The 12566-nt window shown below is 36.2% G+C and carries 12 protein-coding genes; 7 read left to right on the top strand and 5 right to left on the bottom strand.

The genetic code is table 11. The features are described 5' to 3' along the window. The first annotated feature begins 1 nt into the window (after position 1). Positions 2–1120, top strand: coding sequence for an SLAP domain-containing protein (locus AC2JF9_RS04450; protein ID WP_500725587.1), 1119 nt, complete (start codon positions 2–4; stop codon positions 1118–1120). A gap of 125 nt (positions 1121–1245) precedes the next feature. Continuing rightward, positions 1246–3075 carry a cation:proton antiporter domain-containing protein gene (locus AC2JF9_RS04445; RefSeq protein WP_500725586.1) on the top strand — a complete coding sequence of 610 codons (1830 nt, stop codon included), beginning with the start codon at positions 1246–1248 and terminating at the stop codon, positions 3073–3075. 57 nt (positions 3076–3132) lie between these two features. Here AC2JF9_RS04445 and AC2JF9_RS04440 read toward each other — a convergent pair whose 3' ends face one another. From AC2JF9_RS04440 to AC2JF9_RS04425, 4 genes are all read right to left on the bottom strand, one after another. Continuing rightward, the gene (locus AC2JF9_RS04440) at positions 3133–4098 is read right to left on the bottom strand and encodes a Gfo/Idh/MocA family protein (RefSeq protein ID WP_500725585.1); all 966 of its coding nucleotides are present in this window, start codon (positions 4096–4098) and stop codon (positions 3133–3135) included. Positions 4099–4125: 27 nt separating this feature from the next. Beyond that, positions 4126–4917, bottom strand: a complete 792-nt coding sequence (locus AC2JF9_RS04435; protein ID WP_500725584.1) for a hypothetical protein — start codon at positions 4915–4917, stop codon at positions 4126–4128. 182 nt (positions 4918–5099) lie between these two features. Then, positions 5100–5915, bottom strand: a complete 816-nt coding sequence (locus AC2JF9_RS04430; protein ID WP_500725583.1) for a hypothetical protein — start codon at positions 5913–5915, stop codon at positions 5100–5102. A gap of 138 nt (positions 5916–6053) precedes the next feature. Continuing rightward, the gene (locus AC2JF9_RS04425; protein WP_500725582.1) at positions 6054–6866 is read right to left on the bottom strand and encodes a hypothetical protein; all 813 of its coding nucleotides are present in this window, start codon (positions 6864–6866) and stop codon (positions 6054–6056) included. Between the two features lie 157 nt (positions 6867–7023). Between AC2JF9_RS04425 and AC2JF9_RS04420 the strand changes: the two genes are divergently transcribed. Continuing rightward, a complete protein-coding gene (locus AC2JF9_RS04420; RefSeq protein WP_500725581.1) occupies positions 7024–7716 on the top strand; it encodes a 2,3-diphosphoglycerate-dependent phosphoglycerate mutase in 693 nt (230 codons plus the stop codon). Positions 7717–7776: 60 nt separating this feature from the next. Here AC2JF9_RS04420 and AC2JF9_RS04415 read toward each other — a convergent pair whose 3' ends face one another. Beyond that, positions 7777–8568: a CPBP family intramembrane glutamic endopeptidase gene (locus tag AC2JF9_RS04415; protein ID WP_500725580.1), complete on the bottom strand. Its 792-nt coding sequence runs from the start codon at positions 8566–8568 to the stop codon at positions 7777–7779. Between the two features lie 615 nt (positions 8569–9183). On the opposite strand from AC2JF9_RS04415, the gene AC2JF9_RS04410 reads away from it, so the two are divergent. The 4 genes from AC2JF9_RS04410 (at position 9184) to AC2JF9_RS04395 (ending at position 12481) form a co-directional block, all read left to right on the top strand. After that, positions 9184–11043, top strand: a complete 1860-nt coding sequence (locus tag AC2JF9_RS04410) for an SLAP domain-containing protein (RefSeq protein WP_500725579.1) — start codon at positions 9184–9186, stop codon at positions 11041–11043. Positions 11044–11290: 247 nt separating this feature from the next. Beyond that, the gene (locus tag AC2JF9_RS04405) at positions 11291–11746 is read left to right on the top strand and encodes a MerR family transcriptional regulator (protein ID WP_500725578.1); all 456 of its coding nucleotides are present in this window, start codon (positions 11291–11293) and stop codon (positions 11744–11746) included. 1 nt (position 11747) lies between these two features. Then, positions 11748–12161 carry a cupin domain-containing protein gene (locus AC2JF9_RS04400; protein WP_500725577.1) on the top strand — a complete coding sequence of 138 codons (414 nt, stop codon included), beginning with the start codon at positions 11748–11750 and terminating at the stop codon, positions 12159–12161. Next, positions 12161–12481, top strand: a complete 321-nt coding sequence (locus AC2JF9_RS04395) for a carboxymuconolactone decarboxylase family protein (RefSeq protein ID WP_500725833.1) — start codon at positions 12161–12163, stop codon at positions 12479–12481. The genes AC2JF9_RS04400 and AC2JF9_RS04395 overlap by 1 nt, the downstream gene beginning before the upstream one ends. The last annotated feature ends 85 nt before the right edge of the window (positions 12482–12566 follow it).

Here is a 12566-nt window from a genome sequence, read left to right as displayed (position 1 = left end):
AATGAAGATCAAGAAACTAATAACTACTATTGCTATCGGAGTAGGTTTAGTTGCGCCTGTTTTTTATGTAGAATCAAGTCAAACTGTTACAGCGGCATCGATTAATTCGATTGCTAAGCAAAACAGTTATGTTGGTGAAACTTATTTATACAAAATGCTCCAAACGGAGAACATTAAGTACAATAAATTTTACGCTAACGGCAACATTATCAAGTATAGATATGGTAAACCTGAGGGTATTGTTATTCACGAAACGGCAACTCCTAATGCTTCAGCATACAATGAAGCTATTTACTTTAACCGTGAATGGAAAAACATGTACTCCTATGTTCATGCCTTTGTTGACAGTACCCAGGTTATTCAAATGATGACACCAAAATACGGTGTCTGGGGTGCTGGTGCGATTGCCAACAGCCGTTATATTCAAATTGAGCTTTGCCAAGAAAACACCCGGGATAAATTTGCTAAAAGTGTTAATAATGATGCCATCTATGCGGCCAAGTTGTTGCACCGCTATGGTATTACTCCGACCAATGCTTCAAATACTGGTCAAGGTACAATTTGGTCCCACCATGCAGTTTCCCGCTTTCTAGGCGGAACTAATCATACCGATCCTGACGGCTACTTCCAGAAGTGGGGCTATTCCATGGATGATTTCTTCTCCTTGTTGAAGTACCACTACAATCTTCAGGCTGGTGAAACTAATCCAGGTCATGGTGCTATTTCTGGTTCGACTGCAACTGATTCTAATAATCAAGCTGTTACTGGCAAACAAAAGCTCATGCATGATGCCTATGTTTATGATGCTAATGGCGTTAAAACCGAGGCGGCATTGAAGACAGCTGGTACGGAAGTAGAAGTTTCGACTACTAAAACGATCAATGGCAAAAAATACTTGCAAATTGGTGAAAACGAATATGTCGTTGCCAGCAACATTGTTGGTACTGGTAGAACTTTAACCCATAATGCGTATATCTACGACACAGTTGGCCTTCGAGTTGGCAATTCAAAATTGTTAAAAGGTCAAAGGGTTCAAACGTATGGCGGCCGCATTAATATTGGCGACACTGCATACTATGCAATTAACGCAACACAATTTGTAAAAGTAGCTAATTTTTAATTAAAAATCACAAGTCCGCAGTTACTACTGCGGATTTTTTTGCTTAAAACTGTAAGATATAACGGTTTGTCTTAGAAACGATTTTTAGTATAATATCTTCATTGTATTAAAAAGGAGGCTCTCACGTGGCTCAATTGTCTTTGTTTTTAGTCGTTTTGTTTGCTTTAATCGTGCCTATTTTAATGGCTCGGTTTAAGGTGAATGCTGTGCCAACTGCAATTGCCGAAATCATCGTTGGGATTATTTTAGGTGCCAGTGGTTTTAATGTGGTTCGGGTAACGCATGACCTAAATTTCTTGTCCGATCTGGGAGTGATTTTGCTGATTTTTCTATCCGGAATGGAAATTGACTTTGATTTATTAAAATCGCACACAAATGAAAGCCACGATCAAAATGCAGTTGACCCATTAAGAGTAGCTGCGAGTGCCTTTTTTGGTGTTGCTGTCGTGTCAGTCTGCTTAGGGCTGATCCTGCGCTGGCTTGGTTTATTTAGCGATGTCATGCTTTCTACAATCATCTTAATGACGGTCGCACTGGGGGTAGTTATTGCAACTTTAAAAGAAAAAGACATCTTAAGCCGCCCGATTGGACAGACAATTTTGTTAACGGCTGTTTTAGGTGAAGTTATTCCCTTAATGCTGCTGACGGTATATGCCGCAATTAACGGGGGTAACACCGAACAGTTATGGTTAATTATTTTGCTCTTTGTAGCTGCCATTTTCTTGTTATGGCGCTTTAAACAACCGTATTTATGGTTTGTCAGGGTAACCAAGTCAACCACGCAGCTTGATGTCCGTCTTGCCTTCTTTTTGATTTTTGCTTTGGTAACTGTTGCGGAAAAAGTAGGCGTTGAGAACATTTTAGGCGCATTCTTGGCGGGAATTGTGATGAAATTACTACAACCAAGTCACGAAACCAAGGATAAGTTAACTTCAATTGGCTACGGTTTTTTTATTCCTATTTTCTTTATTATGACAGGAGTCAAGCTGAATTTACGGTCTCTATTAGCTCATCCCGACTCATTAGTCCTGTTACCAGTATTGGTTTTGTTTCTCTTTCTGGCTAAAGTACCTGTTGCTTTGGTATTTTCTCGCAAATTTGGGTGGCGAAACGGATCAGCCGGTGGATTTCTAACGGCTACAACAATTACTATTGTCCTACCAACTTTAGCCGTAGCACGCAAGTTAGAGGTTATTTCTTCGTTGCAGTCAGATGTTTTTATTCTCGCTGCTGTGATTGTCTGCATTTTTTGCCCCATCATTTTTAATGCGATTTTTGAATTGAAGCCAGAAGACCGAATCAAAGAAAAGGTTGTAATTATGGGGGCATCAGCACTGACTGTTCCGGTAATGCATGATTTACACGATAACTGGTACTCAGTTAAGATGTTCACGGTTAATCCAGAGAACTATGGTATTTATAAGAGCCGGGTGCCTAGTCTGGTTTTTTTGCCAGATTTGGATGAAGAAAAACTTGAAAAATTGGGCGTCTTTGACGGCAATATTTTTGTTGCCGCACTTTCATCAGATGAAGTTAATCTCGAACTGGGTGAGCTTGCTAAGCAAAGGACTAACTTTAAACGAGTGATTGTCTGCCAACAAAAAGCGGACCTTGACAAAGTAGCTGAGTTAAACGATGAAGGAATCGAAATTTTTGACTTAAGTAATGTTACTTCTTCGTTGATGCGAGCTTTGATTGAATCACCAGCGGTTTACCGTGTTTTAACAGACACCAAAAACTCGCTTTATTCTGTCGTAGTGCGAAATACGCATTACGCTGGTCGACAGTTGATGGACTGGGATTTAGCACATGACATTACAATTAGTCGCATTCATCGTGGTCAAGAGTGGCTAGTTCCGCATGGCTACACCGTGATTGAAGCAGGCGACGAACTGATTTTTTCGGCTAAGAGTGAAGCTGCAGATAAGGTTCGTCAAATCATTGGAAAGAAGTAAAAAAACTGCCAACCGGGTTGCGAAACAACCTAGCTGGCAATTTTGATTTTTATTTAGTTACTTAACGGATTCTTGGGCTTTTACTAGAACATCCATCACGTTGACGCTGTGGCTATACAATTCATTTGCAGTTTTAACATCGCGATTATCAATAATATTAACAAAATCAACAAATTCACTCGCCATGCGATGCTCATACTGGTTGAACTGGTATTTGGTAGTATCACCTTGGCGAAATTCAACCGTAAAGTCGTTGAGTACGCCCGTTGAACCATCAAAGTAGATTGTTCCTTTTTCGCCTTCAATAAATGAACGGGGAGTGGTATAGCAATCTTTAGCGGCTATTAGGGTAGCTTGCTTATCCGAGTAGGTTAAGTTCAAAATGCCTGAAGTATCAACTCCTTTTTGCATTACTGGATAATACTGAACTGCATCAGGTTTGCCAAAAAGGCCAACGGCTAAGTGAATATTATAAATATTTAAGTCTGTTAAGGTGCCGCCGCCTTTTGCTGGATCAAAAACAGGCGCAATTTCACCTTGCAAAAAGTTATCATAGCGAGTGGAATATTGTGTATAATTCAACGAAACAATATGAATAGGTGCAATTTCGGCAATTTTTTGCTTAATTGCCCGAAAGTTCTCTAGGTGAATATTGGTGATGGCTTCAACGATTATTACACCATTTTGATCAGCAATTTTTTTAAGTTCTTCTGCTTGTGCCACCGTATCTACATACGGCTTTTCACAGATTACGTTTTTACCGGCTTCAATCGCCGCTTTAACTACATCATAGTGCAGAAAATTGGGCACAGCCACGTAGACGGTATCAACATTACTGTCATGATAAAGCTGATTATTGTCAGAAAATACTTTTTTAATGCCGTATTGTTTAGCCAAATCATGGGCAATGTGTTCACTGCGCTTGGTAGTTGAAATAGCAGCCAATTCTAAATTTTTGATTTTATTTGCAGTCGTTAAAAAGTCATGAACAATTTTTCCACTTCCAATTATTCCTAACTTCATGAATTATCCTCCTTTAGTAAAAAGGGACTATTTTTCAGCTTTAACTGGAGTTGCGCTGTTTTTAACGCTGTCAGGTACAGCAAGATTTGGATATTCATCCACGTTGCTAATGCTGAACACAGCCGTGCAGCTTATAGACTTAGCTAGAGTATAATTGAGTCTTGATTCAACACCAATTAGTTTGTTGTCTTTAACTGTGTAAGTAACGTGAACTTTACTTGTTTTAATGTTCTTCTTAAGATACTTAAGGTCTTTTTTGGTAAGTTTAGCCTCTTTGCTTATCATTTTTAAGTAGGTAGGGTAGTATTTATTAACATTAACAGCTGTTTTAAGAGTATCAGATTCATCCTGATTATGGGTTAATTTGCTATTTTTAAGTGCTTTACCAAAAAGATCTTCTTGAGACAGTAATTTTACCAGTTTCTCATATGGAGCGTCTTTAGTTGCATCTGATATAGGTGCATATTCCCACTTACCGTCAGAGTAGACGTAAGTACGTTGTTCTTTAGTACTTGCCCACATTTCTACTATGTTTTGCTCTTTTTCACTGCCGCCAACTAGTGCTTTAGCAGTAATATGGGCAACTTCGTTGTTGATTTCACCAGACAAACTGACTAATGTAGCAGATTTTTTTGATTTAACTGGTTTAACGGATATAGTTCCATCTAACTTAACGCTATTTGCTTTATTGTCTTTAATTATTGAGACAACTTGATCTTTGCTTAAAGTGTCTGCATTAGCTGGCTTTGCTTGAGATAGTCCGCCTACAACTAATGTGAAGGCTAGCAATACTGAAGAGATTATTTTTTTAACTTTCATTTTATTAAGCTCCTTTATGAGATTTCTTTAATGTTTATTTAACTAAGTTTATTCTATACTACGGATTTTGTATAGTCATTTCTATATATTATTGTAACAACTAGCCTTTGAATTTTTCGATAATTGTTTAAAAAAGCCCCTTTTTCTCGCTTAATATTATTGCGTAAAAGAGGCTTTTTAAATTAGTTTCGAGTAATGAGGGTGGCAGTATTTTTTACGTCATCAGGTACGACAAGATTGGCATATTCACCAAAGTGACTAAATTTATGGACAAACTTGGTTTTCTGCTTACTGAATAATTCTGAAACTAGAATGCTTGCTTTTGAACTAACTAGCTTATTATTTCTGACCGTGTATACTACTTTAACTTTTTTAATTTTTGTTTGCTTTCTAAATTGCTTAAGTTCTTTGTTAGAAAAGTCTTTGACTAGGGTCATTTTCATAATTAAATTAAAGTGTTTCTTAGCATCAACAGTAGAAGTTAGCGTATAAGTTCCATTTTTGCTGGTTAACTTACCGCCTTTAAGCCCGGCAATAAAAAAACTAGTTTGAGTATTTTGATTTGCAAGTTGTTCGTAAAGAGAGCCTTTGAATTCTTTTGTTATTTGGGAATATACCCATTTGCCGTCTTGACTAGAGTAGAAACGGGAATTATTTATATCAGTCCAAGTATTTGTTATCTCAACTACTTTTTTATTTTGAACATTATTTTGAATAGACTTACTTTCAAGCTGAACAACATCTTTATTGTAAGCGCCAGATAATTTAGCTGTAGAATGATATTTTTTTGTTTTGCCAGATTTAGTGGAAATAAGCGTCGAGCTATTAAATATTGCGTCATATTTACCATTTTTATTGGTTTGTAAATCATCTTTAATGACAGATACAACTTGTTTTTTACTCAAAGTTGCTGCATTGGCAGGTTTTATTTGAGTTAGTCCGCCTGCTACTAAAGTAAAGGCTAGTAGTACCGAAGAGATTAATTTTTTAACTTTCATCTTGTTAAACTCCTTATTGAAATCTCTCTAATATATGTTTAATTTGAGTATACTATTTACTTTTATAACTGTATAGTTAATTTTCCTAAAGAAAAAATCCCTTTTCCGTGAAGATTATTGCGGTAAGAGGGATTTATTTTAATTAGTTTGGTTGTTGTTAGCTTTCTTTTTATTCCTTTGCAATGGCTCAGCGTTCAAGGCATTATTTGGTAATTTTAGGAAATCTTGGCTTCCCATATTGCCGTAGCTCTGGCCTACACTAAAGTTCATTAGCTTACCAATTTTCATGTTAACTGTGTAATTAAAAAGATACATTTTCTTGTTTTTAACTACTAGCTTAACTGTCATATTTTGATACTTGGCGGCCTTACCAAGTTGCTTATATATTTTCTTTTGTTCTGAACTTTGTGTATTAGTAGCAAAAATCGGTTTAACGGCATGTTTCATGATCTTTTTGTCTTTGATTGTAGCTTTTAGTGTGTACGTATTGCCCTTGCGAGTCATCTTGTATGCATTAGTCAGAGCTTTAGGAGGATTCATTAACATTTCGTTGTTAAGGATAGCCTCCAGCAAGTCAGCATAACTATGTCCGGTGACTGGCTCAAGCTTAGTTTTATACCACGTACTTTGACCATTAATATACAGGGTGCCAGTATTGCTGACCCACTGATCCGAGCTACGAGTTTTGTTTTTATTTTCAGTTTGGTAGTTAACGTGGAAAATAGTAGGATTACCACCAAAAGTGTAGGTCGAAGCCACGACTTGTCTTGAGGTATCTGTTTTTAAGTTAACTAATTGCTTTGCTTGTCCGCTTTTAAATGAACGCTGTGCTTTTTTGATTACCTGGGTTTTAGTCAAAACAGGTTCAGCCTGTTTTTTCTGATTAGAGCAACCACCGGAAATTAGTGCGGCTACGACACCCATGCTTAGCAATAATTTTTTGAATTTCATGTTGGTTAGATACTCGCTTTTCTTATAGTCATTATCATTTCTATTGTATCGTAAAACGATAATTTAAAAAATGATTTTTAAGATTAAACCCTATGAAAACAAAATTCAAATGTGTAAAATAGAAAGTGAAGCTTTTAATTTGCAAAGGAGATATTTCATGTCGAAATTAGTTTTAATCCGTCACGGTCAAAGTGAATGGAACCTTGAAAACAAGTTTACTGGTTGGGTTGATGTCAACTTATCCGAAAAAGGTGTCGAAGAAGCAAAAAATGCTGGTAAGTTAATTAAGGAGCACGGACTTAAGTTTGATCAAGCTTATACTTCAGTTTTAACCCGTGCTATCAAGACTTTACACTTTGCTTTGGAAGAAAGTGGTCAACTTTGGGTTCCAGAAACCAAATCATGGCGCTTAAATGAGCGTCATTATGGTGGTTTACAAGGCTTAAACAAGGAAGCAACAGCTGAAAAATATGGTGACGAGCAAGTTCATATTTGGCGTCGTTCATATGATGTTTTACCACCAAAACTTGAGGATGATTCCGAATTTAGTCAAGTACATGATCGTCGTTATGCAGATCTTGACCCACATATTATTCCGCGGACTGAAAACTTAAAAGTTTGTCTTGAAAGAGTCATGCCTTTCTGGGAAGACCACATTGCTCCAGACCTTTTAGCTGGTAAAAATGTGATTATTGCTGCTCACGGTAACTCACTTCGTGCTTTAACTAAGTACATCGAAAACATTTCTGATGAAGACATCATGAACTTAGAAATGAAGACTGGTGAGCCAGTAGTTTACACCTTTGATGATAAACTAAACGTAACTAACAAAGAGAAGTTAGACGACTAGTTAAATATAATTAAAAAGCACTTTAGGTAATTAACCTAAAGTGCTTTTTGTGTGCATAATTTAAGCTTTTTCTTGTACATCCTTAACTAGGTATTTTTGATAAATAAAATAGGCGTTAACTAGAAGAATGATTGACGAAATAACTACAACCCAATCGATTCCATTACTTTGAGGCCCGGAAGATATCGCTTTTGAAAACATATCTGATGTATCGATTAGAGTGTGAGCTAGCATTGGCACCAAAATATTATGTGAAGCTAAATATAAAACTGAGAACAGAATTCCGATTGCAAAAGCAAAAAATACTTGATTTACAGTATCCCAATATGCCTGAACCAAAAAGTTCTGGATGTGCATTCCCGAAAAAATTAAACTAGCAATAATTATTGCTATCACATCATGATCCTTTAACAATGACTTTAATCCCATTAACACTCCGCCTCGGAAAATTAGTTCTTCAAACCAACCAACAAAAGCTGCTCCAATAAAACAATAAAGTAAGGTTCCTAGGCCAGTAGTAAAAGTATAGGAAAATGGATTCTTTTTAGTTAAATAAATGTTGTATAACACAAGTAATGCAAATGATCCCCCTAGCAAAGTGAATTTGCCTAAATTTTTAAAAGAAAAGTTAAAGTTGACTTTTACTAAAAAGCGACAAACTAAGAAAAACAAAAGCCCATAAATAAGATCGCTTAATGCAAAACTTACATTGATAGTGCCTAATTTTCCTCCGTACAAGCTAAAACCAACACTTGGGATAGGCAAAGCCATAAAAAGTGCGATAAAGACAATACTTGCAATTATCAAATAAATTGCTTGATTATGTTTAATTTTAAAGATACTTTCTTTCATTTTTTCGCCTCAAATTATTACTGTACTATTTATCTATTACACATTTATAATAACACATTTTATTTTAAATGTTAAATTACTTATTTATCGGTTGTAATATGAACGCGTAATTAGTTGCTACGACTTATTTAGAAACTGAGCTTGTTATTAAAAATTAGCTGCGCTCGCTTAAAGAAATGCTTAGACAAAGGACTACTAATTTATTTTTGTTCTTCCGGTATTACGTGATGTTTATCTATTCATAAGTAGTTTTGGTAACGTTAATTTGTGAAATTGTTAAAAAAATAATATTTACAGATTTTGCTTTTAGTCTAACAGTTAATAGCATTCCTATTCTTTTAGCTAGTCAATCAACGCAAGGTTTCTAATCTAATATGTTAACTACTGTGAATAAAGGCAGTGATTGAATGAAAGCAACCAAGAATTTTTTAATACAATCTATCTGATATTTTTGCCAAAGTTATATTTACCAAATGATAAAGCTATATCGATATCCATATATAATATTCTAAAGTTCATAGATTAGCACTACCATTAGCTATATATGTTTTGTTTTTTTACTAAAATTAGAATTTTCGTGAAACTGAATAAAGAGTTAATGAGAGGTTTAATTATATGGGTAAAAATAGTTTGTATAAAAAAGTAATTGTTTCAGTGTCCAGTGTGGCGCTATTATCAGTTGGTTTAAGTCAAATGCCAAACAATTTTGGGAGCAGTTTGCTTAATGAGGTTAATGCTGCCAAAAAGTCCAAAACAATTGGAGCCAATTCAGCCGTTTATAAGCAACAAGGCAAGAAAATGATCAAGACCAAACAGATCATAAAAGTTGGTAAAAAGGTTAGTGTATTTGGACAAAAGATGGTTAATGGCAAGCGCTATTACAAAATAGCGAAGAATCAGTTCATTAAGGCAGTTAATGTCGATGGTAGAACTCGTGAAGCCGCTAAAAGAACATCTTTATATACAAGAAAAGGTAAAATTGTAAAGAATAGGAACATTGTTAAAGGCCAAGAAGTTAAGATTTTTGGTGGAGCCGTTAAAATTAAGGGTCAGAAGTACTATTCTACTAAATTTGGCTACATTAAAGCCAACACTTTAGTTAAGAAGCACCAGGTAGAACCGTCAAAGGATACTTCTGAAAATAATCAACCAGTTGCAAACGATAATAATGTTGTAATAAGCACTCCAAGTATTCCAAACAACAGTGGCAGTGCTTCAAATGTAGATTCTTTAAAGAATGCCAAAGACGAGGCTATTATTGCTATTAAGGAAGCTGTAAAAGATGCAACTAACTTAATTAAAATCAGTCCTTTAACGGATGCAGAAAAGCAAGCAGCTATTGCTAAAATTGACGTTATTGCCAAAGCAGCTTTAGGTGAGCAAAAAGATGGTAAGAGTGGCGCAATTAACGACGCTAAAACAGTAGACGAAGTTAAAACAACACAAGCAAATGTTGAAGCAGAATGTAAGCTAGTTGGTGACAAAGCTGTTTCAAACGATTTAGTAAAACAAGCAGCTGAGTTTGTCAACAAGGTTGTAGTTAAGATGGATGATGATGAAGCAAGGACAACAGCATCTGATAAAATTACTGCTGCTGTAGACGCTGCTACAGCGGCAATTACCAATGCGAAAACACCAGCTGAGATTGAAGCTGTTGCTAAAATTGCTTTAGGTGAGCATGAAGACGGAACAGCTGGACAAATTCATGACGCTGAAACGACTAATGACATTTTGTTAGCCCAGAATATGGTTTTAGCTAAGTGTAAAGCAGAATTAGCTAATTCTGCTCTAAAAGATATAAAGGCAAGCGCTATTACCGCTGTGAAACAAGCAGCTGAAGACGCAAGTCAAATGATTAACGATACTCCTGCCTCTGCAAATGAAAAGCAAGCAGCTATTGAGAGAATTGATGCTATTGCTAAAGCAGCTTTAGGAGAACAAAAAGATGGTACTACCGGCGATATTTACGATGCTACTTCGGAAGAAGAAATTAAGTCAATTCAAGATAAGGCTGTTTCTGCCTGTGAATTAGTAAAACAAGCAGCTGAGTTTGCCAACAAGGCTGTAGTTAAGATTGAAAACAGTGAAGCAAGGATAACAGCACCTGATAAAATTGTTGCTGCTGTAGACGCTGCAAAGACAGCTATTGCCAATGCCAAGACATCAGCTGAAATCGATCAGACCGAAAAGAGTTTCCAAACAGCTTTAAACGAAGCAGTTTCGTTTGCTAAGCAACAGGAATTTGCAGTCGATACCATTAAAGCAGCAGTAGTTTCAACCAAAGAAAAAATTAATGCTAATACTTCATTAACAGCTGAAGCAAAAGAAGACGCTTTGGCTGAAATTGAAGCTGTTGCTAAAATTGCTTTAGGTGAGCACAAAGATGCATCAACTGGAGAAATTCATGATGCTAAAACTACCAATGAGATTTTGTTAGCCCAGAATACGGTTATATCTGTATGTCAGTCAAAGTAATGTTTGGCAGTTTTATTATTTAAAAAGATATATTACTGATTGGTTGGGCAAAAACCAGAAAAGAAAAGTCACGAAAGATAAACTTTTGTGGCTTTTTATTTAGTCTGAAAACAATTCTAGGTAAAAAGTTCTTGACTTAAAGTACACTTTAAGGACTATTGTAGACATTAAGAGGTGATTTTATGGTAAAAAGTACATTTAAGGTCCTCTGCAGCCGGACTGCTAATGCAGTAGTAAGTTTTAATGATTGGATACATTGAAAATGACAGTTTTAGCTGATACAGAGAAAAAATATCGAATTGGTGAATTTAGTGCAATGGTTGGGTTACCTTCGGCAACATTACGTTATTACGAAAGTGAAGGACTGCTCGTGCCACATCGCGATCATCGCGACCAACGTTATTACACGGAAGCTGATCGGGACTGGTTGAAGTTTATTTTGCATTTAAAGGGTACCGGCATGACGATTACTGAACTAAAAGATTATATAGCTTTACGTGCACAAGGGGATGAAACAATTGGTCAGCGATTGGCGCTTTTAAAAAGGGTCCAAAAGAATGCCGAAAAGCAGATTATGGAGTTATCGAACAATTTAAGTGTGCTTAATCATAAGATTAACTGGTATGAGGGCAAGCAAAATCATCAAATTGCTGATGACGAAACCTTTGCGGAATACTTGAAGAGAATAAAGGAAAATAATTAAGATGAATAATAATGAAGCAGAAGTAAAGCAAGGACTTTTTGCCATTGGAGACAAAAACGAAACCTATCAAAAGTATTTTATTGGTCAAAGCTACTTACAGAGTTTAGTTGCAGATTCGGAAATTGAAGTGGGTGTTTCTAACGTCAGCTTTGAACCAGGGTGCCGTAATAATTGGCATAAACACAATAATGGTTTTCAGATTTTAATTGGACTTGCTGGTGAAGGCTGGTTTCAAGAAGAAGGCAAGCCGGCTAAAAAAATGCACCCTGGAGATGTAGTTGTCATTCATGACGGTGTTAAACACTGGCATGGCGCTACTAAGAATAGTTGGTTTTCACACCTTGCAATTACTGCCGGCACGCCAGAATGGCTAGAACCGGTGAGTGAAGAGTATTATCAGAATTTGGAGAAATAATCATGAAAAAACAAACTGCTGGACGAGACAATTTAGGAGAGTTTGCTCCTAAGTTTGCGGAATTAAATGATGATGTACTATTTGGTGAAGTTTGGTCACGTGAAGACAAAATGTCTGCTCGCGATCGCAGCTTGATTACCTGTGCAGCGTTACTGGCTCAAGGCTTATATCCGCAACTTAAATCTCACATGGGAATTGCCCAAACTAATGGGGTTACTAAAACAGAAATGGTTGAGCTAATAACTCATTTAGCATTTTATTGTGGTTGGCCTAAGGCTTGGTCAGCGTTTGATCTTGCTAAAGAAGTATATGGTGAATAGTTTTTATTAAAAAAGTTTCCTAAGAGTCAATTTTGATGAGGGAAACTTTTTTTAATTTAAGAATTCTAGATATATCTTTTGGAAT

Source organism: Lactobacillus sp. C449L (assembly GCF_059900815.1).
This window is presented reverse-complemented; position numbering and strand designations above follow the sequence as displayed.

What these genes read in the sequence shown, in the direction of transcription:
- AC2JF9_RS04450 (WP_500725587.1), top strand. Translation starts at nt 2, where the DNA reads ATGAAGATCAAGAAACTAATAACTACTATTGCTATCGGAGTAGGTTTA.
- AC2JF9_RS04440 (WP_500725585.1), bottom strand. Translation starts at nt 4,098, where the DNA reads ATGAAGTTAGGAATAATTGGAAGTGGAAAAATTGTTCATGACTTTTTA.
- AC2JF9_RS04435 (WP_500725584.1), bottom strand. Translation starts at nt 4,917, where the DNA reads ATGAAAGTTAAAAAAATAATCTCTTCAGTATTGCTAGCCTTCACATTA.
- AC2JF9_RS04430 (WP_500725583.1), bottom strand. Translation starts at nt 5,915, where the DNA reads ATGAAAGTTAAAAAATTAATCTCTTCGGTACTACTAGCCTTTACTTTA.
- AC2JF9_RS04425 (WP_500725582.1), bottom strand. Translation starts at nt 6,866, where the DNA reads ATGAAATTCAAAAAATTATTGCTAAGCATGGGTGTCGTAGCCGCACTA.
- AC2JF9_RS04420 (WP_500725581.1), top strand. Translation starts at nt 7,024, where the DNA reads ATGTCGAAATTAGTTTTAATCCGTCACGGTCAAAGTGAATGGAACCTT.
- AC2JF9_RS04415 (WP_500725580.1), bottom strand. Translation starts at nt 8,568, where the DNA reads ATGAAAGAAAGTATCTTTAAAATTAAACATAATCAAGCAATTTATTTG.
- AC2JF9_RS04410 (WP_500725579.1), top strand. Translation starts at nt 9,184, where the DNA reads ATGGGTAAAAATAGTTTGTATAAAAAAGTAATTGTTTCAGTGTCCAGT.
- AC2JF9_RS04400 (WP_500725577.1), top strand. Translation starts at nt 11,748, where the DNA reads ATGAATAATAATGAAGCAGAAGTAAAGCAAGGACTTTTTGCCATTGGA.